Annotated in this window: 26 protein-coding genes; 14 read left to right on the forward strand and 12 right to left on the reverse strand. The window is 71.9% G+C overall.

Annotated elements, in window-relative coordinates; genetic code table 11:
* The first annotated feature begins 40 nt into the window (after positions 1–40).
* Both ACTMTI_RS19640 and ACTMTI_RS19645 read left to right on the forward strand, forming a co-directional pair.
* Positions 41–895, forward strand: coding sequence for a PAC2 family protein (locus ACTMTI_RS19640; protein ID WP_441121846.1), 855 nt, complete (start codon positions 41–43; stop codon positions 893–895).
* 165 nt (positions 896–1,060) lie between these two features.
* Positions 1,061–1,627, forward strand: a complete 567-nt coding sequence (locus ACTMTI_RS19645; RefSeq protein WP_441121847.1) for a hypothetical protein — start codon at positions 1,061–1,063, stop codon at positions 1,625–1,627.
* Positions 1,628–1,646: 19 nt separating this feature from the next.
* Here ACTMTI_RS19645 and ACTMTI_RS19650 read toward each other — a convergent pair whose 3' ends face one another.
* Both ACTMTI_RS19650 and ACTMTI_RS19655 read right to left on the reverse strand, forming a co-directional pair.
* The gene (locus ACTMTI_RS19650; RefSeq protein ID WP_441121848.1) at positions 1,647–2,360 is read right to left on the reverse strand and encodes a sirohydrochlorin chelatase; all 714 of its coding nucleotides are present in this window, start codon (positions 2,358–2,360) and stop codon (positions 1,647–1,649) included.
* 94 nt (positions 2,361–2,454) lie between these two features.
* The gene (locus tag ACTMTI_RS19655; RefSeq protein ID WP_441121849.1) at positions 2,455–3,621 is read right to left on the reverse strand and encodes a uroporphyrinogen-III synthase; all 1,167 of its coding nucleotides are present in this window, start codon (positions 3,619–3,621) and stop codon (positions 2,455–2,457) included.
* Positions 3,622–3,831: 210 nt separating this feature from the next.
* On the opposite strand from ACTMTI_RS19655, the gene def reads away from it, so the two are divergent.
* Positions 3,832–4,347 (forward strand): peptide deformylase, encoded by a 516-nt coding sequence (gene def, locus ACTMTI_RS19660; RefSeq protein WP_441121850.1) that lies wholly within the window; start codon positions 3,832–3,834, stop codon positions 4,345–4,347.
* Here def and ACTMTI_RS19665 read toward each other — a convergent pair.
* From ACTMTI_RS19665 to ACTMTI_RS19675, 3 genes are all read right to left on the reverse strand, one after another.
* Entirely contained in the window at positions 4,283–4,573 is a 291-nt protein-coding gene (locus ACTMTI_RS19665; protein WP_441121851.1) for a WhiB family transcriptional regulator, read from the reverse strand. The two genes, def and ACTMTI_RS19665, sit on opposite strands and share 65 nt — an antisense overlap.
* Positions 4,574–4,662: 89 nt before the next feature.
* Entirely contained in the window at positions 4,663–5,613 is a 951-nt protein-coding gene (locus ACTMTI_RS19670; protein WP_441121852.1) for a glycosyltransferase, read from the reverse strand.
* The gene (locus tag ACTMTI_RS19675; RefSeq protein WP_441121853.1) at positions 5,580–6,170 is read right to left on the reverse strand and encodes a D-glycero-alpha-D-manno-heptose-1,7-bisphosphate 7-phosphatase; all 591 of its coding nucleotides are present in this window, start codon (positions 6,168–6,170) and stop codon (positions 5,580–5,582) included. The genes ACTMTI_RS19670 and ACTMTI_RS19675 overlap by 34 nt, the downstream gene beginning before the upstream one ends.
* A 169-nt stretch (positions 6,171–6,339) precedes the next feature.
* Between ACTMTI_RS19675 and ACTMTI_RS19680 the strand changes: the two genes are divergently transcribed.
* From ACTMTI_RS19680 to ACTMTI_RS19720, 9 genes are read left to right on the forward strand one after another with little or no spacing between them, the layout of a single operon-like run.
* A complete protein-coding gene (locus ACTMTI_RS19680) occupies positions 6,340–7,983 on the forward strand; it encodes a carbamoyltransferase family protein (RefSeq protein ID WP_441121854.1) in 1,644 nt (547 codons plus the stop codon).
* Positions 7,980–8,936 carry a glycosyltransferase family 2 protein gene (locus ACTMTI_RS19685; RefSeq protein WP_441121855.1) on the forward strand — a complete coding sequence of 319 codons (957 nt, stop codon included), beginning with the start codon at positions 7,980–7,982 and terminating at the stop codon, positions 8,934–8,936. Before ACTMTI_RS19680 ends, ACTMTI_RS19685 begins: the two co-directional genes overlap by 4 nt.
* Positions 8,933–9,994 carry a glycosyltransferase family 9 protein gene (locus ACTMTI_RS19690; RefSeq protein WP_441121856.1) on the forward strand — a complete coding sequence of 354 codons (1,062 nt, stop codon included), beginning with the start codon at positions 8,933–8,935 and terminating at the stop codon, positions 9,992–9,994. The genes ACTMTI_RS19685 and ACTMTI_RS19690 overlap by 4 nt, the downstream gene beginning before the upstream one ends.
* A complete protein-coding gene (locus tag ACTMTI_RS19695) occupies positions 9,991–11,178 on the forward strand; it encodes a glycosyltransferase (protein WP_441121857.1) in 1,188 nt (395 codons plus the stop codon). Before ACTMTI_RS19690 ends, ACTMTI_RS19695 begins: the two co-directional genes overlap by 4 nt.
* Before the next feature lie 2 nt (positions 11,179–11,180).
* Positions 11,181–11,729, forward strand: a complete 549-nt coding sequence (locus ACTMTI_RS19700) for a D-sedoheptulose-7-phosphate isomerase (protein ID WP_441121858.1) — start codon at positions 11,181–11,183, stop codon at positions 11,727–11,729.
* Entirely contained in the window at positions 11,729–13,108 is a 1,380-nt protein-coding gene (locus ACTMTI_RS19705) for a PfkB family carbohydrate kinase (RefSeq protein WP_441121859.1), read from the forward strand. Before ACTMTI_RS19700 ends, ACTMTI_RS19705 begins: the two co-directional genes overlap by 1 nt.
* Positions 13,105–13,779, forward strand: a complete 675-nt coding sequence (locus ACTMTI_RS19710) for an SDR family oxidoreductase (protein ID WP_441121860.1) — start codon at positions 13,105–13,107, stop codon at positions 13,777–13,779. Before ACTMTI_RS19705 ends, ACTMTI_RS19710 begins: the two co-directional genes overlap by 4 nt.
* Positions 13,770–14,642, forward strand: coding sequence for a glycosyltransferase family 9 protein (locus ACTMTI_RS19715; RefSeq protein ID WP_441121861.1), 873 nt, complete (start codon positions 13,770–13,772; stop codon positions 14,640–14,642). The genes ACTMTI_RS19710 and ACTMTI_RS19715 overlap by 10 nt, the downstream gene beginning before the upstream one ends.
* A complete protein-coding gene (locus tag ACTMTI_RS19720; protein ID WP_441121862.1) occupies positions 14,639–15,601 on the forward strand; it encodes a UDP-glucuronic acid decarboxylase family protein in 963 nt (320 codons plus the stop codon). Before ACTMTI_RS19715 ends, ACTMTI_RS19720 begins: the two co-directional genes overlap by 4 nt.
* Positions 15,602–15,698: 97 nt before the next feature.
* Here ACTMTI_RS19720 and ACTMTI_RS19725 read toward each other — a convergent pair whose 3' ends face one another.
* The 7 genes from ACTMTI_RS19725 to ACTMTI_RS19755 all read right to left on the reverse strand — a co-directional run bounded on the left by ACTMTI_RS19725 (position 15,699) and on the right by ACTMTI_RS19755 (position 21,337).
* Entirely contained in the window at positions 15,699–16,283 is a 585-nt protein-coding gene (locus tag ACTMTI_RS19725; protein ID WP_441121863.1) for a hypothetical protein, read from the reverse strand.
* Between the two features lie 10 nt (positions 16,284–16,293).
* Entirely contained in the window at positions 16,294–16,773 is a 480-nt protein-coding gene (locus ACTMTI_RS19730; protein WP_441121864.1) for a hypothetical protein, read from the reverse strand.
* Positions 16,774–17,394: 621 nt separating this feature from the next.
* Entirely contained in the window at positions 17,395–18,618 is a 1,224-nt protein-coding gene (mshC, locus tag ACTMTI_RS19735) for a cysteine--1-D-myo-inosityl 2-amino-2-deoxy-alpha-D-glucopyranoside ligase (protein ID WP_441121865.1), read from the reverse strand.
* 10 nt (positions 18,619–18,628) lie between these two features.
* Positions 18,629–19,276, reverse strand: coding sequence for an NRDE family protein (locus ACTMTI_RS19740; RefSeq protein ID WP_441121866.1), 648 nt, complete (start codon positions 19,274–19,276; stop codon positions 18,629–18,631).
* A gap of 55 nt (positions 19,277–19,331) precedes the next feature.
* The gene (locus tag ACTMTI_RS19745) at positions 19,332–20,096 is read right to left on the reverse strand and encodes an SCO1664 family protein (protein ID WP_441121867.1); all 765 of its coding nucleotides are present in this window, start codon (positions 20,094–20,096) and stop codon (positions 19,332–19,334) included.
* Positions 20,093–20,641, reverse strand: a complete 549-nt coding sequence (locus ACTMTI_RS19750; RefSeq protein WP_441121868.1) for a DUF3090 domain-containing protein — start codon at positions 20,639–20,641, stop codon at positions 20,093–20,095. Before ACTMTI_RS19750 ends, ACTMTI_RS19745 begins: the two co-directional genes overlap by 4 nt.
* 9 nt (positions 20,642–20,650) lie before the next feature.
* Positions 20,651–21,337, reverse strand: a complete 687-nt coding sequence (locus ACTMTI_RS19755; protein ID WP_441121869.1) for an MSMEG_4193 family putative phosphomutase — start codon at positions 21,335–21,337, stop codon at positions 20,651–20,653.
* Positions 21,338–21,439: 102 nt separating this feature from the next.
* Here ACTMTI_RS19755 and ACTMTI_RS19760 point away from each other — a divergent pair, with 102 nt between their 5' ends.
* Together ACTMTI_RS19760 and ACTMTI_RS19765 are read left to right on the forward strand one after the other, a co-directional pair.
* The gene (locus ACTMTI_RS19760; RefSeq protein ID WP_441121870.1) at positions 21,440–22,387 is read left to right on the forward strand and encodes an aldo/keto reductase; all 948 of its coding nucleotides are present in this window, start codon (positions 21,440–21,442) and stop codon (positions 22,385–22,387) included.
* 127 nt (positions 22,388–22,514) lie between these two features.
* Positions 22,515–23,330 (forward strand): hypothetical protein, encoded by an 816-nt coding sequence (locus tag ACTMTI_RS19765; RefSeq protein ID WP_441121871.1) that lies wholly within the window; start codon positions 22,515–22,517, stop codon positions 23,328–23,330.
* Positions 23,331–23,381 lie beyond the last annotated feature (51 nt).

The following is a 23,381-nucleotide window of genomic DNA, read 5'->3' on the forward strand; positions in this document are numbered from 1 at the left end:
GCATAGGCTTAGCGGGACAATGGGAGAGAGGAGGCGACACGTGATAGAGCTCGAAGGGCTCCCCGAGCTCGTGGACCCGGTGCTCATAGCTGCGTTCGAAGGGTGGAACGACGCGGGTGAGGCCTCCAGCGGCGTGATCGCCCATCTCGAGTCCGCGTGGAAGGCCGAGCCGCTGATCGCGCTCGACCCCGACGACTACTACGACTTCCAGGTCACCCGGCCCGTGGTGGAGATGCACGACGGGCTCACCCAGTCGATCATCTGGCCGACGACCCGGCTGCTGCGCGCCCGCCCGCCGGGCAGCGAGCGGGACGTCGTGCTGCTGCGCGGCATCGAGCCCAACATGCGCTGGCGTTCGTTCTGCGCCGACATCATCGAGGTCTGCCGGGAGCTGGGCGTCGAGCTGGCGGTGATGCTGGGCGCGCTGCTCAACGACTCGCCGCACACCCGCCCGGTGCCCATACTCGGCGGCGCGACCGACGCGGCGCTGGCCCGCTCGACCAATCTCGAGCTGAGCCGCTACGAGGGCCCGACGGGCATCGTGGGGGTGCTGCAGCACGCGTTCGGGCAGGCCGGGCTGGACGCCGTCGCGCTGTGGGCGTCGGTGCCGCACTATGTGGCCCAGCCGCCCAACCCGAAGGCCACGCTGGCGCTGCTGCGCCGCCTGGAGGACGTGCTGGAGATCCCGATGCCGCTCGGCGACCTCGACGAGGAGGCTCGCGCGTGGGAGCGCGGCGTCGATGAGCTGGCCTCCCAGGACACCGAGGTGGCCGAATACGTCAAGGAGCTCGAGGAGCGCAAGGACGCCGCCGAGCTGCCCGAGGCCAGCGGAGACGCGATAGCCGCCGAGTTCGAGCGCTACCTGCGGCGGCGCGACCGGGACACTGACAGCTAACCCTCAGGGATTAAATGCGCCAATTTTTCGCGGTTTCGGGTAATAATCGGGAACCATCAAGATTGCACGAAGTTGGGACCCCAACCTCAGCCATATCCCGATAAAACGCGTAAACCGGCTTCGCGCCGTGATGCCTACCCACTGACCGCGCACGTTAGGCACGCCATGGCGACTTCCCATGTAGACCCGCATCAAAGAAGTCAGGACACCCGGCGGCGCATCCTGGAGATGGCCGTCTCCCTCAGGGAGGACCGCCCCAGCGGCGGCTCGGTGGACCACTTCCTCGCGCTACTGCAGGACCGGCTCCCGCTCTGGCTCAGCATCCTCCACGATCTCTCACACCGCATCGGAAAAGGGTGCGTGAGCGAAAATCTGCTGCCCATCGCACAATCGGGCATTGATTACTACGTCGATATGCAAAGCACGGCGCTACCCGCCTTCACCTCGCCCAACGTGACGGTCCGCTTCCGCGAGGCCATCCGCGACACCGGGCTCGGGCCGCGAACGGAGATCGCGCCGCTGGCCGCCTACCTGACGGCCGAGCAGCGCCTGGGCCGGGTCCGCTCCGACGTCGACCCGGAGGGGAGCGCGCGGCTGCTGATCGCGGGCTGCTTCCACCGGGCCTACATCGAGATGTTCATCGGCGCGGGGGAAGGCCCGGCGCGCGAGGAGAGTGCGCGGGAGATCGTCCGCGAGCTGCGCCTCGAGCCCGTCCCCAGCACCGTCTCCTAGGACCGGTTCGCGGAGTCGCTCACCGGGAGGCTCCCAGGACCTGCGGCGCCGTACGGCGGCCGCGCAGGGCCTCCTCGTAGCGGTGCCAGATCAGCGCCGCCACGTCCGGGTCGGCGCCCAGCGGCTCGCTCACCAGGCCCGCGCCCGCCGCGGCCAGGCGGTCGTGGAAGAAGCCGGGGGCGAGCACGTAGGAGGCGATCGCCACGCGGGCGGCCGGGGTCGAGCCGAGCCGCTCCATGGCCTCCTCCAGCGACGGGGCGCCGGCCGAGGCGAAGGCCGCCGTGACGGGGCGCGCCAGGCGTACCGCGAGCCGGTGGGCGGCGGCGCGGACGTCGGCGAGCGCGGCGGGGTCGGACGAACCGGCCGCGCCGAGCACGACCGCGTCCGTGCCGCGCAGTCCCGCCCGCGCGAGCTTGCGGGCCAGCGCGGACGTCAGCAGCCCGTGCGGGCCGAGCCAGCCGGCCACCACGGCGTCGGGTCGGCATTCGGCGATCACGTTGGGCAGGTCGATGTGCGCGTGGTAGCCGCCCGCCAGCAGCAGCGGCACGACGACCACCGGGCCGCGGACCACGGGCAGCACGTCGGCCAGCAGGGGCGAGCTGATCTCCAGGTAGCTGAGCTCGACATGCCGTCCAGGACGGGCTCTTCTGACCGCCTCCGCCAGGCTCGACAGGGTCTGCTCCCCCGCGGCGCTCCGGGTGCCGTGCGCGGCCAGGACGAGTGCGGGCGTCACCGATCTCCTCCGGCGCCGCGGCCAGAGAACGTGGACCCCCACGGCATGGTGCGCTCCTCTTCGTGTCGGTGTGACGTCGTCGGGCAGAGGGAGATCAAAGGCCGGCCTCGTACAGGCAGGCGAGCCGATAGCCGCGCTTGACCACGGTCTCGACGATCCCGCTGGGGCCGAGCGCGCGGCGCAGCCGGGTGATGGCCATCTCCACGGCATGCTCGGCCGAGTCGCGCGCGATGCTGCCCGGCAGCACGGTACGCAGCTCGGCCCGGGAGACCACGTGCCCCGGCTTGTCGGCCAGCCGCTTGAGCACCGCCATCGGGGCCGGTGGCAGCGGCCGCAGCTCGCCGTCCACGACCACGGCGTGGCCGCGGATCTCCAGCCGGTGCTCGCCCGCGACGAGCCTGGTGACGCCGTGCTCGGGCAGGTGGCGGGCCAGCGCGCGGGCCAGCCCGCCGAGCCGGGAACGCTCCGGCTGCAGCGTCGGCACGCCCCGCGCGGTCAGCGGCCCCGCGGTGACGGGCCCCACGCAGGCGGCCACGACGGACCCGCTGAAGGCCGCCAGCAGCGCGTCCTCGAGCCCTTCCCCACGCGCCATGCCGAGCATGGCGTGTACGGCGGGCGCGCTGGTGAAGGCGACCGCGTCCACCGAGCCGGAGATCGTCTGGCTGATCAGGCGCCGCAGCGGCGACACGTCGCGGTACGGCAGCCACCGGTAGACCGGGATCTCGATGACTTCGGCGCCGGCCTGCCGCAGGTCGGCCACGAACTCCTTGAGCGGCTCGCCGTGCTGCTGCACCGCGATCCGCCGGCCCCGCAGGTCCTGGGCGAGCAGGTACTGCTTGACCTCCTCGCACGACTCGGTGGCGGGGGTCCAGTGGTCGGTGAGCCCGGCGGCCCGCACCGCTCCCCTGGCCTTCGGGCCGCGGGTCAGCAGGCGGCTCTTGGCCAGGTGCTCCCCCAGGTCGGCCGACAGTCCCCAGCCCTCGGCGGCGGCCACCCAGCCGCGAAAGCCCACGCCCGTGGTGACCACCACGTCGTCGAGGGGCGCCTCCAGGGCGAGCCTGGTGGCGGCGAGCAGGTCGGTGTCCTCAGCCAGCGGGACGAGCCGGATCGCGGGCGCGCTGACCACGCGGGCGCCGCGCCTCTCCAGCAGCGCGCCGAACTCCTCGCGCCGCCGTGTCGCCGTCACACCGACGGTGAAGCCCGCCAGCGCGTCGGGCGCCGTCTCCGGGGAAGAGCCACCCTCTATGGGAAGCGCACTCATTCACCCTCCTCCAGATCGTCGTGGCTGCCTGGCCGGGCCCCGAGCACCCGGCCAGGCATCACAGGCACATGTGACGCAAGTGAGATCACCCTCCGATACTGCTTTCGGGTGGTTTCGCCCACGGGTCTCTTCTGTTACCGCTGTGCTACAAGGCAGGGCCTTCGCGGTTGGCGGGCGCGATCGCGGGAAACGTTCCGGGGAAACGACCGCGTGACGACGCGGCCTATCGGGGAGTTGCGGGTGACGGTCCGGCCTATTCGCATATTCGATGATCCGGTGCTCCGCTCGGTCGCGGAGCCCGTCCAGGACTTCGATCGGGAGCTGCGGCGGCTGGTGAAGTCGCTGACCGCCACGATGCGGGCGGGAGCCGGCCGCGCCGGGCTGGCGGCCCCGCAGATCGGAGAGCCGGTGCGGGTGGTGGTCTACTCCTACGACGGCAAGTCAGGCCATCTGGTCAATCCGCGCCTGGAGTTGTCGGAGCGGCGCGTCACCGCCGACGAGGCCTGCCTGTCGGCTCCCGGCGTGTGGTGGCCACTGGAACGTTCCTACATGGTCACGGCGCGTGGCCGGGACATGTTCGGCAAGCCCGTGACCGTGCGGGCGCTCGGCGTGCTGGCGAGGGTGCTGCAGCACGAGGCCGATCACCTGGACGGCGTGCTTTTCAGCGACCACCTCGACGCGGGCGAGCGGGAACGGTTTCTCGCGGAGGCGCTGCCGGCAGGCTGACGAGCTCCCGCCGCTGCTCGGCGTCCGTGCCGCCCCACACGCCGTACGCCTGCCGGGTGTCCAGCGCGTACTCCAGGCACGGCTCGCGTACGGGGCAGCCGGAGCACACTCTCTTGGCCTGCTCGACCTGGGACTGGCTCGGCCCTTCCAGGGAGATCGGGAAGAACAATTCCGGGTCCAGGTCGAGGCAGGCGGCCCTGCGTGTCCAGTCGAGCATCATCATCATGACCTGGGCGCCTACCCATGCCTTCCGCCGTCATACCTCGGTGTAAGGGCCGGTCACAAGTCATCCCTCGGCGAGCGGCCGGTCCCGCGTCATATCTCGGCGAGCAGCCGGTCCCAATCGGACAGGAATCTGGCGAGCCCGTAGCGGGACAGCGCCGCGGCGCGCGCCGCCTTGCCCGCCTGCGCGGCGCTCTCGGGGTCGGCGGCGAACGCGTGCAACGCGTCGGCGAGCACGCTCACCCGCGTGGACAGCACCCCGGCCTCCCGGGGGACGGCCTCGATCGCCTCGGTGGCGGCCAGCGCGACCACCGGCATTCCCAGAGTCATGGCCTCGATGAGGGCCAGCCCGAGTGAGGTCCACCGGTAGGGATGCAGGTAGGCGCGGCGGCGGGCCAGCTCTGCGTGCATGACGTGCTGCGGCAGGTCTTCGTGGGTGGTGTAGGGCAGGCCGTCCACCTTCATCCCGAACACGTCGAGCGGCACCCGCGCGGCGAAGCGCGGCAGCAGGTCGGTGCCGGCGACGCGGGTGCGGCGTACCGGCTCGTTGACCACGACGCCGGCCCGGGGCAGCTCGCCCGTGTAGAGGTGGCCGGGGTCGGGGATGCCGTGCTCGATGACGCGCGTGGGCGCCCGGCCGTTGTCCCAGTAGAGCTCGTTGAAGTGGGTGACGTGCACGAGCGTGATGTCGTCGCGGCCGGCCAGGGGGTGCCTGGTCCGGGGCACGTCGCCGGCCGGGGTGTTGTGCTCGACGTACACGCCGGGCACGGGGCGGCCGAGCCATTCGCGGGCCAGGTCGATCTCGTGCGGGCGCTGGTAGACGGCCACGTCGACGGGCTCGTCGCGGAGCCGGTCCCAGCGCACCTCGCGGGCGCTGTCCGGCCAGTCGAACGTGGCCGCGCGTCCCCGGCCGTCGGGACCACGACCGGGGACGAGTGGCAGCACGTATTCGTGCGCGCCCCTGATGAAGGCGCTGGTCCATGAGCCGTGCACGTGCCAGATCAGGACCCTCACCAGCGGCTCCAGCCGATCGCGCGGGTCCATGGCGCCGCGATGGCGGCCACCGGGCTCGCCGTGTCGCTGAGCACCCGGTCCACGACGTCCGTCAGGTCGTCGGCGACCTCGGGAGCCTGCTCGATCTCCTCCTGCCGCGTCACGTCGGTGGGGACCAGGATGCCTCTGGCGCCGGCGGCCCTGGCGGCCTCCATGTCCCTGCCGATGTCGCCAACGACCACGCAGTCGCGCGGGCTGACGTCGAGCACGGCGGCGGCCCTGATCACGAGTCCGGGCGCGGGTTTGCGACAGGTGCAGCCGTCGGCGTCGTCGTGCACGCAGATCGCCCACGCGTCGAACGGGCCGAGCAGCTCCTCCACCCTGGCGTTCACCTGGTCCATCTCGTCCGGGGACAGCAAGCCCTTGGCCACACCCGACTGGTTGGTGACCACGGCCACCGGTACGTCGGCGCGGCGCAGCCGGGCCAGCGCCTCCAGCGCGCCCGGCATGGGCTCGACACGATTCGGGTCCCCGTTGTAGGGGACGTCCCTGATCAAGGTTCCGTCCCGGTCGAAGAGCACAGCGCCGGGACGCCTTTTCTCGAACACCTTCCACCTCCGTCGCTTCCGGCAGCTACCCGGGGGCCGTCCCGGCAAACAACTACTCAGAGTGACCAATCGCAGGACGGCAGGGCTGTTTCCGCATCTCATCGGCATGGTCCATGTTTGACAAGCGCTCCTCTCGGTAGCGGTTCTCGAGATTTGTGGGGGAGGAACGATGAGATTTCTCGGCATCAACGCGATCTTTCACGACCCGGCCGCGGCGCTCGTGGCCGACGGGAAAATCGTCGCCGCGGCGGAGGAAGAACGCTTCAGCCGCCGCAAGCACGGCAAGCGGCCGCTGGTGTTCTCGGCGTGGGAACTGCCCGAGCAGGCCGCCGCGTGGTGCCTGCGCGAGGCCGGTCTCGCCCCCGAGGACATCGACGTCGTGGCCTACTCCTACGATCCGGCCCTGGTGGCGCAGAAGCCGGACGGGGACTGGGAGGACCTGCGCACCAAGTACGCGGTGCGCGCCCCGGCGTTCCTGTCCACGGCGCTGCCCGGGCTGGACCCCGGCCAGGTGGCGTACGTGCCACACCATGTGGCGCACGCCGCGTCGGCGGGGCTGGCCTCCCAGTGGTCGACGCCGGGGCGGGACTGCGCGGTGCTGGTGTGCGACGGGCGGGGCGAGAACGTCTCGCACCTGGCCGGCCGCTACCGCGACGGCGAGCTGGAGACGCTGGCCACGCAGGAGCTGCCGCACTCGCTCGGCCTGATGTACGAGGACGTCACCGAGCACCTCGGCTTCCTGCGCTCCAGCGACGAGTACAAGGTGATGGCGATGGCCTCCTACGGCCGGCCGCGGCACCTGGAGTCGCTGCGCGAGGTGATCTACACGACCGGCGACGGCGGGTTCCGCGTCGAGCCGGTCGACTGGGGCGGCTACGCCAAGGCGCTGCCCAAGGGCGGCGTGTGGACCTCCGACCACGCCGACCTGGCCGCGAGCGTGCAGGCGCGGCTGGAGGAGGTGCTGCTCGAACTGGTGCGCTGGCTGCACGAGCGGACCGGCGAGCGGCGGCTCGCGCTGGCCGGCGGGGTGGCGCTCAACTGCGTGGCGAACACCCGGTTGCTGGACGAGGGCCCGTTCGACGAGGTGTGGGTGCAGCCGGCCGCCGGCGACTCGGGGACGGCGCTCGGCGGGGCGCTGCACCTCGCGCAGGCCTACGGCGAGCCGGCCGCGCCGATGCCGGGCGTGGCGCTCGGGCGCGGCTTCACCGACGAGGAGCTGGGTGCCTGGCTGGACGTGGCGCGCGTGCCGCACACCCGGCCCGCCGACCTGGGCGCGGCGGTGGCGGCCGAGCTGGCCGCCGACCGGATCGTGGCCTGGTTCCAGGGGCGCTCCGAGTACGGGCCGCGCGCGCTCGGGCACCGGTCGCTGCTGGCGCATCCGGGTCACGCGCGCAACACCGAGCGGCTGAACGACGTCAAGGGGCGCGAGCAGTTCAGGCCGATCGCGCCGATGGTGCTGGAGTCGCGGGCCGCGGAGATCTTCGGGCGGGGGCCGGTGCCCTCGCCGTACATGCTGTTCGTGCACGACGTGCGCCCCGGCTGGGCGGCGCGCATCCCCGCGGTGGTGCACGTGGACGGGACCGCGCGCATCCAGACCGTCTCGCCGGCCGCCGATCCGCTGATGGCGCGGGTGCTGAGCGAGTTCGAGGCCCGTACGGGGCTGCCCGTGGTGGTCAACACGAGCCTGAACACGGCGGGGCGGCCCATGGTCGACGATCCCCGTGACGCGCTGGAGTGCTTCGGCTCCTCGCCGGTGGACGTGCTCGCGCTCGGGCCGTACCTGGTGCGGCGCGGGGAGGTGTTCGCTTCGTGATCACCGTGGTGATCCCCACCATCGGGCGGCCCTCGCTCCGGGACACGCTGGCGGCCGTGGGCTCCGGCGTGCCGGTGATCGTGGCGGACGACAGGAAGGGGCCCTGCCGGGTCCTGGAGGGGGTGCCGGAGGGGGTACGGATCGTCCGGTCCGGCGGAAGAGGGCCGGCCGCGACCCGCAACGCCGGGTGGCGGGCGGCCGGCACGCCGTGGGTGGTGTTCCTCGACGACGACGTGATCCCCGAGCCCGGCTGGGCCGAGGCGGTGTGGAAGGACCTGGTGGACCTGCCCGTGGACGTGGCGGGCAGCCAGGGGCGCATCGTGGTGCCGCTGCCGGCCGATCGCCGGCCCACCGACGCCGAGCGCAACACGGCCGGGCTCGCGGACGCGCTGTGGGTGACGGCCGACATGGCCTACCGGCGGGCGGTGCTGGACGCGGTCGGCGGGTTCGACGAGCGCTTCCCGCGGGCCTACAGGGAGGATGCGGATCTCGCGCTGCGGGTGACGCGGGCGGGCTACCGGCTCGTGCGCGGTGACCGGGTGACGGCGCATCCGGTGCGTGCTGACGGGTTCTGGGCCAGCGTGCGATTCCAGCGGGGCAACGCCGACGACGCGCTGATGCGGCGGCTGCACGGGCCGGGATGGCGTGCGGCCATCGGCGACGGCCCCGGCCGCCTGCGCCTGCACGCCGCGACGACGGCGGCGGGGCTGGCGGCGCTGACGCTCGCCGCGCTGGGCGGCCGCGCGCGGCCGCCCGGCAGGCCGGTGGTGCCCGCGGCGGCGGCGCTGGCCGGTGGCTTGTGGGCCGGGCTGACCGGCGAGTTCACGTGGCGGCGGGTGGCGCCGGGGCCGCGTACCCCCGGCGAGGTGTGGCGGATGCTCGTCACCAGCGTGCTGATCCCGCCGGTCGCGTGCGCGCACCGGCTTCGGGGGGAATGGGGGGTGCGGCGATGAGCCGTCGCGGAGCGCGGGGTGCGGACAGCCGGGGGCGAGTGCTGGTGGCGCGGCTCGATGACGCCGGGGACGTGCTGCTGACGGGCCCCGCCGTCAGGGCCGTGCGAACGCTGGCCGGCGAGGTGGTCTTCCTGGCCGGCCCGAACGGCCGGGCGGCCGCCGAGCTGCTGCCCGGCGTCGACCGCGTGATCGAGTGGCGGGCGCCGTGGATCGACCACACCCCGCCGCCCGTCACCGAGGGACAGGTCGCCGACCTGGTCGGCCGGCTGCGTGGCATCGACGAGGCGGTGATCCTCACCTCGTTCCACCAGTCGGCGCTTCCGCTGGCGCTGCTGCTCAGGCTGGCCGGCGTGCGCAGGATCACCGCGATCAGCAACGACTATCCCGGCTCGCTGCTCGACGTCCGCCACGTCGTGGACGAGAGCGTCGACGTGCCCGAGGCGGAGCGGATGCTGGCGGTGGCCCGGGCGGCGGGGTTCGAGCTGCCACCCGGCGATGACGGCAAACTCGCTGTTCAGGACCCGTTGCCGGATATGAGCCGCGTTATAGGGCACGTGCTCCATGCCGGCGCCGATGCCGGCAAAGGCACGTACGTCGTGGTGCATCCGGGGACGTCGGCCCCCGCGCGGACATGGCCTGCCGAAAGGCATCGGCAGGCCGTGCGGGAGCTGGCCGAGGACGGACATCGAGTCGTCGTGACCGGCAGCGAAAGTGACCTCACCGCCTATGTCGCCGGCGACGACGCGGCCGACCTCGGCGGCGTGACCACTTTCGCCGAACTTGCCGCCGTGATCGAACGTGCCAGCGTGCTCGTGGCCGGCAACACCGGCCCCGCGCACCTGGCCGCGGCCGTCGGCACGCCGGTCGTGAGCCTGTTCGCCCCCGTCGTCCCCGCGGCGCGGTGGGCCCCTTACGGGGTGCCCGCGGTGCTGCTCGGTGACCAGCAGGCGCCCTGCAGGAACAGCAGGGCGCGCACCTGCCCGGTGCCAGGACACCCGTGCCTGTCCCAAGTGACAAGTGAGCAGGTGGTCAAGGCAGTGAGGGAGCTGACTCAGTGAAGGTCGATCTCATCTCCGAGCACGCGGATCCGCTGGCCGCGGTCGGCGGCGTCGACTCGGGCGGCCAGAACGTGTACGTCGCCGCGCTCGCGATGGCGCTCGCCGAGCGCGGGCACACGATCGTGGTCCACACCAGGCGCTCATCGCCGTCGCAACCCGCGTCGGTCCCCCTGGCGCCGGGCGTCACGGTCGAGTATGTCGCGGCCGGTCCCCCGATCCCGATCCCGAAGGACGAGCTGCCGCCGTACATGCCGGAGTTCACCGACCGCCTGGCCGACCGGTGGGCGAGCGACCCGCCGGACGTCGCGCACGCGCACTTCTGGATGAGCGGGCAGGCGGCGCTGCAGGCGGCCGAGGGGTTTCCCGTGGTGCAGACCTTCCACGCGCTCGGCACGGTCAAGCGGCGCTGGCAGGGCGAGGCGGACACCAGCCCCGCGCACCGGATCGACACCGAGCGGGAGATCGGCAAGCGGGCCGACGCCGTGCTGGCCACCTGCAGCGACGAGGTGAACGAGCTGTGCGCCATGGGCGTGCCGGAGCAGCGCATCGCGGTCGTGCCGTGCGGGGTGGACCTGACGGCGTTCTGCCCGGACGGGCCGGCGGCGCCGCGCACGGCCGGGAAGCTGATCCTCAGCATCGGCCGGATGGTGCCGCGCAAGGGCGTGGACACCGTCATCGCGGCGCTGCGCCTGGTGCCCGGCGCCGACCTGGTGATCGCCGGCGGCGTCCCGGACGACGAGGAGCTGGTCAGGCTGCGCGAGCTGGCCGCCCGGTACGACCTCGACGACCGCGTCCACGTGATCGGCAGCGTGCCGCGCAGCCACGTTCCCGCGCTGATGCGCTCGGCCGACGTCGTGGTGACGGTGCCGTGGTACGAGCCGTTCGGCATGGTCCCGGTCGAGGCGATGGCGTGCGGGGTGCCCGTCGTGGCCTCGGCGGTCGGCGGGCACCTGGACACGGTCGCCGGCTGCGGCGTGCTGGTGCCGCCGCGCCGCCCGCGGGCGCTGGCCAGGGCGCTGAAGCAGGTGCTCGGCGATCCCGACAAGCGGGCACGGATGAGCGCGGAGGGCGCCAGGCGCGCCCGCGAGAGGTACGGCTGGCCGAACGTGGCCGAGCGGACCGAGGCCGTGTACACGCAGGCCATCGACGGCAAGGTGTGCCGGTTGGCGGCCCTAGGGGGTTGATCATGGACGTTCATCTCAAGAAACTCTGGAACACCCTGGAGCAGGTCGACGGACAGGCGGTCACCGTCCGCTCGTGGGGCGGCAAGCTGGCCGGCGTGCTGGCCGCCGGGGGCAGGCTGCTGGTGTGCGGCAACGGCGGCTCGGCCGCGGAGGCGCAGCATCTGACGGCCGAGCTGGTCGGCAGGTTCAGGGACGACCGGCGGCCGTACGCGGCGATCCCGCTGCACGCCGACGGCTCGTCGCTGACGGCGATCGCCAACGACTTCGGCGTCGAGCAGGTCTACGCCCGCCAGGTGCGCGCGCACGGCCGCCCCGGCGACGTGCTGCTGTGCCTGTCGACCAGCGGCTCCAGCCCGAACGTGCTGGCCGCGGCCAGGGCGGCGCAGGAATGCGGGATCCTCGCCTGGGCCTTGACCGGCCCCGCGCCCAACCCGCTGGCCGACCTGTGCGACGACGCGGTCGCGGTGCCGGCGCCGGAGACGGCCACCGTTCAGGAAGTGCACCTGGCCCTGCTCCACTTGCTGTGCGATGCGGTGGAGGAAGCGCTGTGATGGATCCGCGGCCAGGCGAGGACATCCGTCACGGCGCGGCCCGGCGGCAGGGGCCGCTCGTGGTGATCGGGGACACGTTGCTCGACGTGGACGTCGAGGGTGAGGCCGAGCGGCTCTGCCCGGACACGCCCGTCCCGGTGGTCGAGGTGACCGCGGAGCAGGCCCGGCCCGGCGGGGCCGGATTGGCGGCGCTGCTCGCCGCGCGCGACGGCGCCGACGTGGTGCTGATCACGGCGATGGGCGACGACCCCGACGGGCGCCGGCTGTGCGGGCTGCTGTCGGCCGAGCTCGATCTGGTACGGCTGCCGCTGCGCGGCGGCACAGCGCGCAAGACCAGGGTGCGGTCCAGGGGCCAGACGCTGGTCCGGCTCGACACCGGCGACGGCACCGCCAGGTACGCCCCCACCGAGGCGGCGGCCAGGGCCGTCGCCGGGGCCGGCGCGGTGCTGGTGTCCGACTACGGCAGGGGCGTGGCCAGGATGGCACGCGAGCTGCTGGCGGATGCGGACGTGCCCGTGGTGTGGGACCCGCATCCCAGGGGCGCGCAGCCGATGCCCGGCTGCGCGCTGCTGACCCCGAGCGAGGCGGAGGCGCGGATGCTGTGCCCCTCCGCCTACCGCGACCCCGACCAGGCCGCCCGCCGGCTGGTCCGGGAGCTGCGGGCCAGGGCGGTGGCGGTCACGATGGGGGCGCACGGGGCGACGCTGGCCGTCGAGGGCGGCCCGCTCACCCGGGTGCCGCCACCCGTGCGGGCCGGCGCGCAGGACGCGTGCGGCGCGGGCGACCGGCTGGCCGGCGCCGCGGCGCTGGCGTTGCGCGACGGCGCCGACGCCATGGAGGCGGTCACGATCGGCGTCGGCGAGGCCGCGGGCTTCGTCGAGCGCGGCGGGGCCGCCGCCGTCCGGGTACAAGAGCAGCGGCTCGGCGACCGGCCGCGCACGGCGCTGGAGGTGGCCGAGCTCACCCGCGCCACGGGCGGCCGGCTGATCGCCACGGGCGGCTGCTTCGACCTGCTGCACGCGGGCCACGTGAGCCTGCTGCGCAGGGCCAGGGCGCTGGGCGACGCGCTCGTCGTCTGCGTCAACTCCGACAAGTCGGTGCGCCGGCTGAAGGGCCCCGACCGGCCCATCGTGGACGTGTGCGACCGGGTCGAGGTGCTCAGGGCGCTGGGCTGCGTGGACGCGGTGCTGGTGTTCGAGGAGGACACCCCGGCCCGCGCCATCGAGCTGCTGCGCCCCGACGTGTGGGTGAAGGGCGGCGACTACGAGGGGGAGGTCCTGCCCGAATCCGAGGTCCTCGGCAGGTTCGGCGCGGAGATCGTCGTGCTGAGCACGCTGCCGGGGCGTTCGACAACGAATCTGATCAGGGAGATCCAGTGAATATTTTGATCACCGGGGGAGCCTCCGGGCTCGGTCTGGCCGCCGCCGAAGCCGTGGAGAAGGAGGGCTGGCGGGCGCTGGTCGTCGACGTGCGCGCGCCCGATCAGCGCTTCGATCACGTCACGGCCGACGTGTCCGACCGGGGGGAGACCGAACGGGCGGTACGCGAGCTCGCCGAACGGGCCGGCGGCCTGGACGGCGTCGTCACGGCCGCGGGCATCGACGCGTGCGGGCGGCTGGAGGACGTGCCGGCCGACGACTGGGAGCGGGTCATCCGGGTGAACCTGCTCGGCACCGCCGCCGTCGTGCGGGCGGCGCTGCCGTACCTGAAGCACACCCGCGGCAAGGTCGTCACCTGCGCCTCGACGCTCGGGCTGCGGCCGCTGAGCGACGCGTCGGCGTACTCGGCGTCGAAGTTCGGCGTCGTCGGCTTCACCAGGGCGCTGGCGACCGAGCTGCGCGGCGAGGTCGGGGTGACCCTGCTGGTCCCGGGCGGCATGCGCACGGGCTTCTTCGACGGCCGCCCGGACCAGTACAAACCGGGCCCCGAGGCCGGGCTGAACGATCCGGCGGACGTCGCCCAGGCCGTGGTGTTCGCGCTGCGGCAGCCCACCGGATGCGAGGTGAGAGAACTCGTCATCTGTCCCTCAACGGAGACGTCATGGCCCTAGAGCTGCTGGTCCTGCGCGGGCTCGGGCTGGGCGACCTGCTCACGGCCGTGCCCGCGCTGCGGGCCCTGCGCCAGGCGTTCCCCAGGCACCGCCTCACGCTGGCGGCGCCGCGGACGCTGGATGCCCTGCTGCCGCTGATCGGCGCGGTGGACGCCCAGGTGGACGTGCGCGGCCCGGGTCCGGTGCCGTTCGAGCGGCCGGACATCGCGGTCAACCTGCACGGGCGGGGGCCGCAGAGCATCGAGGCGCTGCGGCGTACCGAGCCGGGGCGGCTGATCAGCTTCGGCACCGGGCCGCCGTGGCAGGACGGGGTGCACGAGGTGCGGCGCTGGTGCGGGCTGCTGGAGTGGCACGGCATCCCGGCCGATCCGAACGACCTGACGCTCGGCATCTCCGACCGTACGGGGCCGGCGATCGTCCATCCGGGCGCCGCCTACCCGGCGCGGCGCTGGCCACCCGAGCGGTTCGCCGAGGTCGCGGCCACGCTGGAGGACGTGGTCGTCACCGGAAACGACGAGGAGGTGCCGCTGGCCAGGAAGGTCGCCGAGCTGGCCGGGCTGCCGCCGGAGCGGATGCTGGCCGGGCGGACCTGCATGGCTGACCTGGTCGACCTGGTCAGCAGGGCCAGGCTGGTGGTGTGCGGCGACACCGGTGTGGCGCACCTGGCTACGGCGTTCTGCGTGCCGTCGGTGGTGCTGTTCGGGCCGGTCTCGCCCGCGCAGTGGGGGCCGCCGCCCGGCTGGCGCCACGTGGCGCTGTGGGCCGGGCACCGAGGGGATCCACACGGTCTGCGGCCCGATCCCGGCCTGCTGGAGATAGAGGTTTCCGAAGTCGTCGACGCTGCCTTGGAGGTCACGTCATGAGGGCTCTGGTCACCGGGGGCGCCGGATTCCTCGGCTCCTACCTGTGCGAACGGCTGCTGGAGGAGGGGGCGGAGGTCGTCTGCATGGACAGCTTCCTCACCGGCGGGCCGCGCAACGTCGAGCATCTGATCGACCGTCCGGAGTTCCGGATCATCGAGTGCGACCTCACCGGGTTCCTGCACGTGCCGGACCGGCTGGACCTCGTGCTGCACTTCGCCTCGGCCGCCTCGCCGGCCGACTATCTGCGCTACCCGATCGAGACGCTGCGGGTGGGCAGCGTGGGCACCCTGCACGCGCTGGGGCTGGCCAGGGAGAAGGGCGCCAGGTTCGTGCTGGCCTCGACGAGCGAGGTGTACGGCGATCCGCTGGAGCACCCGCAGCGCGAGACGTACTGGGGGAACGTCAACCCGGTCGGCCCGCGCAGCGTCTACGACGAGGCCAAGCGCTTCGCCGAGTCGCTGACCACGGCCTACCGCCACTCGCGCGGCACCGACACCGGCATCGTGCGGATCTTCAACACCTACGGCCCGCGGATGCGCCCGTTCGACGGGCGGGCGATCCCGACGTTCATCAGGCAGGCGCTGACCGGCGAGCCGATCACGATCACCGGCGACGGCTCGCAGACGCGCTCCGTCTGCTATGTCGACGACACCGTGGCCGGCATCCTCGCCATGGCCCGCAGCGACTTCGACGGGCCCGTCAACATCGGCAACCCGGACGAGGTCACCATGCTGGAGCTGGCCACGATGATCAGGGATCTGGCCGGGTCGGCGTCGGAGATCGTGTTCGTCGACCGGCCCGCCGACGATCCCAAGGTCAGGCGCCCGGACACGACACTGGCGGCCGAGCGGCTCGGCTGGCGGGCTCAGATCCCGGCCGGGGAGGGCCTGCGCCGCACGATCGAATGGTTCGCGGCCGAGCTGTCCAGGGCCGAGCAGGTCGAACAGCTGCGGGTTTGACCGCGCAGGTCACTGCCGGCGTACCTTTATCCCCCCAAAGTCGAAGAGCCGCGAAAAGCCCGCACAAGGCGGGCTTTTCGGGGTTGGATATTTCCGATTACGACATTGTTTCCAGTTCGGCACGCGTCAGCTTGAGGGTGTTCTCCGGCAGCGGCGCGGGGTTGCTGGAGGTGTCCAGCGGATACTTGGCCTGGACGGGGTTGAGCAGTGCGGCGGGCGAGTCAGGGTAGGTTTCCAGGAACAGGATGTAGCCGCTGTCCTGGTTCATCGGAGTGGTGTGTTCCTCCGCATAGGTCACACCTTCGAGCTTTCCCCCGAGTTCCTTGACCTCGATGGACTGCCCCACCTGGGCCTGGCCTTTGAAGACCTTTACCACCTGGGCGGTGTAGACGGTGATGACCGTCGGCGGGGCCTCGGGTTGTGCAGCCGCCCCGGCCGGCGCTCCCGCGTTGGGGTTCAGATTAGGATCTGTCTCTGCGGGATCGGGCGCTTCCTCCTGTTCCTGGAGATAACGCGGCGCTCCGACGATGCGAGCTTCGACGACCAGGGTCGCCTTGTCGAAAAGCGCATCGGCACTTTGATACTCGGGATAGTCGGCTCGATAGAGGACGGGTTCCGCATGCGCCGAGCATGCGGTCACGAACACCGCAGCGAAGACAAGCGCGCCAAGACGCCGTAGCACAGTCGGCTCCTTAGTAGTAGGCGTTGACGTCGGCGACATCGTGCGCCTGGGGCTTGGTCATCGAGTTACGGTTCCTGCTCGTATTCATGATCGAGGTGCCCGAGTTGTGCGCGAGATTCAACGCGTGCCCGAGCTCGTGAACCAGCGTGCTCGTGACGAAGTTCGAGAAGTTCGACGCGTCCCTGTTGATCGTACGGGAGTTCAGCTTGACGTACATGCACGACCCACCGCACCTTTGATACTTCCCGTACCAGGTGTTGCTGTAGGACTTCACCGTGATCGTCGAACCCGAATTCGAGCTCTTGTAGAAATTGGCGGGACTCGAGGTCGCGTTCCAATTGGACAGCGCCCGGTTCATCGGCGTCTGCCAGGTGCTGTTATAGCTGTAGGGGTAGATGTGGATGCTGGCGATGTCCTGGCCGGTGCCGTTCCAGTGGGCGGATGCCGGCGAGACACCCGCCACCCCCACCAGCATGACGACGAGGCCCATGAAAAATCCTCGTCGTGCGTTTCGTCTTAACGTTCCCGAGCGCATTTTCGAGACGTCACTCCTTGCGTCCTGGGGGGTGCGGTGCGTGAACACAAAAGGGGGCTGACAACCGAAATAAAGTCAACGCCCGGGTACCGAAGAGAGAAGCATCGGAAAGGTGATCAAAAGCGCTTCGAACGGAGTATGGACGCCAGAATGATCACGTGTCAAGGATGGCTGAGCAGCGCTTCGCGGGCTTGGTCACTCCTGGCAAGTAAGCCGACAATCCGTGCCGGCGATGCGAAGGAACGCACCGGCTCATCACATCCCCCTTGAAGTCGAAGAGCCGGGATAGGGGGGCAGGACAACGCTCAGCTGGTGACCAACAGCATCAAGGCCACGGCGCCGATCGGCTTCTGTGGATCGGCCTTCACCCGGTGGCCGAAGACGGGCAGGAAGATCGTCTGGGCGCTACTGGGCCGTGGGGTACAACTCCTGGCGTGCGGCGGCGCCTGCGTGATCCGCCGCACGCGTCAGAACGGCGCGTTAGAGGAGTCCTGTGCCGGACCGTGGCCGCGCCGCATGGCGGAGCGCACGTGGCTGCTGATCCTTACCGGCGAGGCCGGCTTATGGCGTACACGTTCACAGGGCCACGCCGAGCAGAGCGTCGGTCAGGTCCCTGACCAGCGCGGGGGCGGCGGGGTCCGGGCCGTTGTCCGCGAGCGCCGCCGCGGCCCAGGCGTCGATCGCGGCCAGCGCGGCCGGGGAGTCGAGGTCGTCGGCGAGGCACCGGCGTACCGTGGCCAGCAGTTCGTCGGCGCGCGGCCCCGACGCGAGCCGCGTCGCCGAACGCCACACGGCCAGCCGCCGCTCGGCCTCGGCGATCATCGCGGGGACGTACTCCCAGTCCGCGCGGTAGTGGTGGGCCAGCAGGACGAGGCGGACCGCCATCGGGTCGTGCTCCTGGCGCAGCTTGGAGACGAAGACCAGGTTGCCCTTGGACTTCGACATCTTCTCGCCGTCCAGCGCCACCATGCCGGCGTGCGTGTAGAACTTGGCGAACGGCCACTCCCCCGTGGCCGCGTGGCCCTCGGAGGCGCCGCACTCGTGATGGGGGAAGATCAGGTCCGAGCCGCCGCCCGCCACGTCGTAGCCGGCGCCCAGGTGGTCCAGGGCGATCGCGGTGCATTCGATGTGCCAGCCGGGGCGGCCCCGGCCCAGGGGGGATTCCCAGGCGGGCTCACCGGGCCGCTCGGCCCGCCACAGCAGCCAGTCCAGCGGGTGGCGCTTGCCCGCCCGGTCGGGGTCGCCGCCGCGCTCGGCGAACAGGGCCAGCATCTCGCTCTCGTCGTAGCCGGACACCTGACCGAACTTGGGGGCGTCGGCCATGCTGAAGTAGACGTCGCCGTCGAGGACGTAGGTGACGCCCTTGGCCGCCAGTTTGGCGATCAGGTCCGCCACCTGGCCGATGACCTCGGTGACGCCGACGTATTCGCGGGGCGGCACGATCCGCAGCGCCTCCATGTCGCCGCGGTAGAGCTCGATCTCCCGGTCGGCCAGGTCCTGCCAGGCGACGCCGGTCTGGGTGGCGCGCTCCAGCAGCGGGTCGTCCACGTCGGTGGCGTTCTGTGTGTAGTGGACCTCGTGACCGGCGTCCCGCCACATGCGGCCGACCAGGTCGAAGGCGTGGTAGGTGTTGGCGTGACCGAGGTGGGTGGCGTCGTAGGGCGTGATGCCGCAGACGTACATCCTGGCGGTCGGCCCCGGGTCGGTCTGCCGCACCTGATCGGCCGACGTGTCGTAGAGACGCAGCGGGATGCTCTCACCCGGGAGCTTGGGAACATTCGGGGCGGACCACGATCTCATGTCCTTGAGCCTATCCGTCCCGATCTGCGGTCAGGTCGGTGAACTCGTACGTCACCGCGTCCGGCGTGAGTGTGACCTCCATCACCGACAGGGAGGCGAAGACGCGGCCGTCGGGCAGCTCGTGCCGGATGATGAGCGCGCCGGGGTCGGCGGACGGCTCCGCCTTGATCAGCTCCTGCCACACCTGGCTCTCGAACCTGGGCAGATAGGCGGCCACACGCTCGCTGTCCGGGTCCAGGCCGGAGTTGACGACCATGCTGGTGCCCTCCGGCAGGACGGAGGTCGTCAGGCGGTCGCCGTCCCAGCTGAACATCCGGATCCCGGTCAGGTCGGCGATCACCAGGTGGAAGGGGTCGTAGCGGGTCAGGCCGGCGCCGGGCGGCTCGCCGGTGTACGCCGCCCGCAGCGCCAGGTCGCCCCGCGAGACCTTCGTCGTCTCCGGCGCGGCCGTGCCGTGGCCGTTGAGCAGCGCCGCGGCGCGGCGGGCCGCCGGGTTGACGGCCAGCCAGGTGCCGCCCGCCTTGAGGTCGCGCCCGCCGATCACGCCCGGGTATTCCGGCCAGTGCTCCCCCGGCCCCTCCCACGGGCGGTCGGCGAACTCGTCCCGCACGCCCATGAGGGTCAGCGGCTGCCCGGTTCTGACGATCAGCGTGCACATGGGCAAAGGGTATTAAACGGCCGCGGAGCGGGAGTCAGGGGATGGCCTGTTGCCGTTATATGGGTGGCCAGGGGATGGCGGGCCAGCCCTCCGACGGGTAGGGGTGCACGCCGGTGTCCAGCAGCCGCCTGACCCGCTGCCAGGTGGCCTCGACCTCCGCGATCGTCAGCAGCTCGCGCAGCCTGCGTCCCAGCGAGCCGGACTCCAGGTCGCGCTCCAGCTTGGCGAGCACGGCCACCGCCTCGCGGGCGAGCGGCTTGCCGCGCCACTGCCACAGCACGGTGCGGAGCTTGTCCTCGACGGAGAAGCAGACCCCGTGGTCGACGCCGTAGACGTGCCCCGTGGGCAGCGGCAGCAGGTGACCGCCCTTGCGGTCGGCGTTGTTGACCACCGCGTCGAACACCGCCATCCGCCGCACGACCGGGTTGCGGCTCTTGACCAGCCGCATCAGGTCGATCTCGCGTTCGGTGTCGATCCACAGCTGGCACATGCCGGGCCCGAAGGGGCCGTCGCGGTAGACCGTGGGCGGCACGATGCGCCAGCCGGTGGCCTGCGACACCTCGTAGGCGGCCACCTCTCGGGCGGCCAGGGTGCCGTCGGGGAAGTCCCACAGCGGGCGCTCGCCGCGTACCGGCTTGTAGACGCAGGCGACGCTGCGCGAGCCCAGCTTGACGGAGCAGTAGAGCGTCATGTTGGTGGCCTCGACGAGCCGGCCCGCCACCTCCAGCCGGCCGTCGCGCAGCAGCGTGAGCGCTTCTTCGTCGTTCATGCCCGGCGGGTGGGGCGGCTTGACGGCCGGTTCGCTCTCCGGAGCGGTCATGAAGCCGCCTCACCCCCGCGGTAGCCGTTGAGTCTCACGCACACGTGCCCGGCGGCATCGAGCGGCTGGGCGCAGAGAGGACACGGCGGGCGGCCCGCCGCGACGATCTGGAGGGCGCGCTGGGTGAACGCGCGGGCGGCCCCCGCGCTGATCCGCACGCGCAGCACCGCGGGGTCGGGGCTGTCGAGATCGTCCTCGTCGACGACCTCCTGTGCCTCTATCACGACCTGGGCTCTCTCGGCGTCCCACGCCAGGGCCATGGTGCCCACGCGAAAGTCCTCCGCCACCGGCACATCGAGGGGATCATCGTCGGACAGGTCGGCGGGGGCGAGCGCGGGCACGTGAGCGGTGCCCCCGCTGAGGCGCAGCACCTCGTCGAGCAGCTCTTCGAGCCTGCCCGCCAGCGCGGCGACCTGCAGCTTCTCCAGCGCCACCGTCGTCAGTCTGCCCTCGGCCCTGGCCTGCAGAAAAAAGATCCGCGCGCCCGGCTGCCCCACGGCACCGGCGACGAACCTCTCTGGTGGGTCGTAGTCGAAGACCGGCATAGCCTGACCTTACGTGGTTCCTGACCCGCCGCCGACGGCGGCATCGCTCCCGGTGATGTTTTCTCCCCCGTCTTTCTCCTCCGAATCCTCGGGAAGCCGCAATTCCCCCATATCGTTAAGCCTGAGCACAAAGGGACGCAAGGGCGCATAGCGAATGATGGTGAGGGCTGCCGGATCGGCTGTTATCCGCTGAAAGTGATCGAGGTGAAGGCCCAGAGCATCGGCCACGATCGCCTTGATCACGTCGCCGTGGCTGCAAACCAGGTAGACACCCTTCTCCCCCAGGCGTTGATTCCACTCCCTGATCGCCGCGACGGCCCGATGTTGCATTCCGGCCAGGGACTCCCCTTCCGGAAATGTCGCCGCGCTGGGGTGCGCCTGCACGACCTGCCACAGCGGCTCCTTGGCGAGCTCCTTCAGCGGCCGCCCGGTCCAGGTGCCGTAGCCGCACTCGATGAACCGGTCGTCGGTCTGCACGGCGAGCTCGCGCCCCTCGGCGACCGGTTCGGCCGTTTCCTGGCAGCGTTCGAGCGGACTGGAGACAATGGCGTCGAGCCTGACGTCCGCGATGCGCCGGGCGAGCGCGGCGGCCTGCGCCCGGCCCGCCTCGCTCAGGCGCACCCCTGGGGTACGGCCGGCCAGGACCGGCCCGGTGAGGTCCGTCAGCCCATGCCGGGCCAGAAGCAGCGTGGTCACCCGGCAAGTGTCGCAGGCGGCGATCACGGTGTCGAAAGGGAGCGGACCGCTATGGCGTCGATCACAACGTTTCCTTCGGCCGGACGGTAACCTGGCGGGATCATGGAGCAGCGCTATGTCGGCCGCAGCGGCCTGTCGGTGTCCCGGCTGGGGCTCGGCACGATGACCTGGGGGCGTGACACCGACCCAGAGGATGCCGCTGCCCAGCTCCGCGCGTTCCTGGACGCGGGCGGCAACCTCGTCGACACGGCCGACGTCTACACCGGCGGCGACGCCGAGCGGCTGCTGGGCCGGATGCTGCGCGACTCGGTGCCGCGCTCGGAGCTGGTGATCTCCACCAAGGCGGTGGTGACCCCGGCGGGCCGGCGGCCGCGCGACGCCTCCAGGCGCCACCTGATCGCCGCCGTCGACGACTCGCTCAACCGCCTCGGGCTCGACTACGTCGACCTGTGGCAGCTGCACACCTACGACGCCGAGGTGCCGCTGGAGGAGACCCTGGCGGCGCTCGACGCGATCGTCTCCTCCGGCCGCGCCGTCTACGCGGGCGTCTGCGACTACACCGGCTGGCAGCTCGCCGCCGCCGCGGTCACCCAGAAGATGATCCCCGGCCGGATCCCGATCACCTCGGCCCAGGTCGAATACTCCCTGCTGGCCCGCGAGCCCGAACGCGAGCTGCTGCCCGCCGCGGCCCACCTGGGCGTGGGCGTGCTGGCCTGGTCGCCGCTGGGCCGGGGCGTGCTGACCGGGAAATACCGCACCGGCATCCCCGCCGACTCGCGGGCCGCGACCCCGCACTTCGCCGATTTCGTCCGCCCGTACCTCGATGAGAGGAGCCGCCGGGTGGTCGAGTCCGTCATGACCGCAGCCGACGGGCTGGGGGTGTCGCCGCTGGCCGTGGCCCTGTCGTGGGTGCGCGACCAGCCGGGCGTGACCTCGGCCATCGTCGGAGCCCGTACGCACAAGCAGCTCCTCGGCGCCTTGCCCGCCGAGGACGTGGTGCTGCCGATAGAGATCCGAGAGGCCCTCGATGACGTGTCGTCGCTCGAATGACCGGGAACGAGAGACACTCTCGCGTATCACTAGTCGATACCGAATCGCAACTTTACCCGGCAAACGCCTGCGCCCCAGGAGCGATGTCCATAAGGATTTGCCCCGGAAGCAACGCTGGAGGGCACGGATGGGGAGCAGGACCGCGATCTCGGCTGGAGTTCTCGCGGTGGCGCTGGCGGCCGTCCCCGTAGCGGCGCCCGCCGCGGCGGCCGCGACGCAGGACTGCACGCGCGACGGGGGCCTGCTGTCCGGCGTGACCAACACGCTGTGTGACGTCGTGAGCGCGGTCACGGGCACGGTCGACACGCTGACGGGCGGCACGACCGACCCCGTGACCAAGCCCGTCGAGGAGACCACCGGCGAGGTGCTGGGCAAGGTCGGCGAGGCCGTGCCGACCAACCCTGCCACCCCGTCCAAGTCGGCCAAGCCGTCGCACACCCCCGCCGAGACGGGGCTGGTGCCCAAGACGCTCGACGACGTGTGCCTGCCGGTGCTGGCCTGCGGCGACGGGACTTTGCTCGGCACGCCGACGCCGACGCCGACGCCCTCCCCGGACCGTACGCCGTCGTCGGGCCGGCCCGACGACGAGTCCGCGGCGGTGCCCACCGGCTCGCCCACGCGGCCGGAGAGCCGGCCGCACCAGCTCGGCACCGGACGGCCGGTGACCGAGAAGGAGACCGCCGACGCCGACGAGCCCCGGGTGGATCTGCTGTGGCCCAATCCGTTCGCGCATGAGCTGACGGTGCCGATGCAGGATCAGCGCGTGGTACGGCCCACTCCCCCGGCCTCGGACGTGCTGGGGACGGCGTTGACGATCGCGCTGCTGGGGTCGGCGGTGCTGGCGACGCGGATCGTGCAGCAGCGGCGGCAGCGTACGGAGCCGGTGGAGTCGATCCCGTTCGAGCCGGCCCGCGCGGGCTCGGGGCGGCACCGGCTGGCCTGACAACCGTCCGGAGGCGCGGCATCACCGATCCGGGCCGGCCTGACCGTGCAC

The organism is Nonomuraea sp. H19 (assembly GCF_052068215.1).
GTDB lineage: Bacteria > Actinomycetota > Actinomycetes > Streptosporangiales > Streptosporangiaceae > Nonomuraea.

What these genes read in the sequence shown, in the direction of transcription:
- ACTMTI_RS19670 (WP_441121852.1), bottom strand. Translation starts at nt 5,613, where the DNA reads ATGGACCCGCGCGATCGGCTGGAGCCGCTGGTGAGGGTCCTGATCTGG.
- ACTMTI_RS19655 (WP_441121849.1), bottom strand. Translation starts at nt 3,621, where the DNA reads ATGAGTGCGCTTCCCATAGAGGGTGGCTCTTCCCCGGAGACGGCGCCC.
- ACTMTI_RS19765 (WP_441121871.1), top strand. Translation starts at nt 22,515, where the DNA reads ATGGGGAGCAGGACCGCGATCTCGGCTGGAGTTCTCGCGGTGGCGCTG.
- ACTMTI_RS19715 (WP_441121861.1), top strand. Translation starts at nt 13,770, where the DNA reads ATGGCCCTAGAGCTGCTGGTCCTGCGCGGGCTCGGGCTGGGCGACCTG.
- ACTMTI_RS19740 (WP_441121866.1), bottom strand. Translation starts at nt 19,276, where the DNA reads ATGTGCACGCTGATCGTCAGAACCGGGCAGCCGCTGACCCTCATGGGC.
- ACTMTI_RS19705 (WP_441121859.1), top strand. Translation starts at nt 11,729, where the DNA reads ATGGATCCGCGGCCAGGCGAGGACATCCGTCACGGCGCGGCCCGGCGG.
- ACTMTI_RS19720 (WP_441121862.1), top strand. Translation starts at nt 14,639, where the DNA reads ATGAGGGCTCTGGTCACCGGGGGCGCCGGATTCCTCGGCTCCTACCTG.
- ACTMTI_RS19750 (WP_441121868.1), bottom strand. Translation starts at nt 20,641, where the DNA reads ATGCCGGTCTTCGACTACGACCCACCAGAGAGGTTCGTCGCCGGTGCC.
- ACTMTI_RS19690 (WP_441121856.1), top strand. Translation starts at nt 8,933, where the DNA reads ATGAGCCGTCGCGGAGCGCGGGGTGCGGACAGCCGGGGGCGAGTGCTG.
- ACTMTI_RS19760 (WP_441121870.1), top strand. Translation starts at nt 21,440, where the DNA reads ATGGAGCAGCGCTATGTCGGCCGCAGCGGCCTGTCGGTGTCCCGGCTG.
- ACTMTI_RS19645 (WP_441121847.1), top strand. Translation starts at nt 1,061, where the DNA reads ATGGCGACTTCCCATGTAGACCCGCATCAAAGAAGTCAGGACACCCGG.
- ACTMTI_RS19665 (WP_441121851.1), bottom strand. Translation starts at nt 4,573, where the DNA reads ATGATGATGATGCTCGACTGGACACGCAGGGCCGCCTGCCTCGACCTG.
- ACTMTI_RS19730 (WP_441121864.1), bottom strand. Translation starts at nt 16,773, where the DNA reads ATGGGCCTCGTCGTCATGCTGGTGGGGGTGGCGGGTGTCTCGCCGGCA.
- ACTMTI_RS19700 (WP_441121858.1), top strand. Translation starts at nt 11,181, where the DNA reads ATGGACGTTCATCTCAAGAAACTCTGGAACACCCTGGAGCAGGTCGAC.
- ACTMTI_RS19680 (WP_441121854.1), top strand. Translation starts at nt 6,340, where the DNA reads ATGAGATTTCTCGGCATCAACGCGATCTTTCACGACCCGGCCGCGGCG.
- ACTMTI_RS19745 (WP_441121867.1), bottom strand. Translation starts at nt 20,096, where the DNA reads ATGACCGCTCCGGAGAGCGAACCGGCCGTCAAGCCGCCCCACCCGCCG.
- mshC (WP_441121865.1), bottom strand. Translation starts at nt 18,618, where the DNA reads ATGAGATCGTGGTCCGCCCCGAATGTTCCCAAGCTCCCGGGTGAGAGC.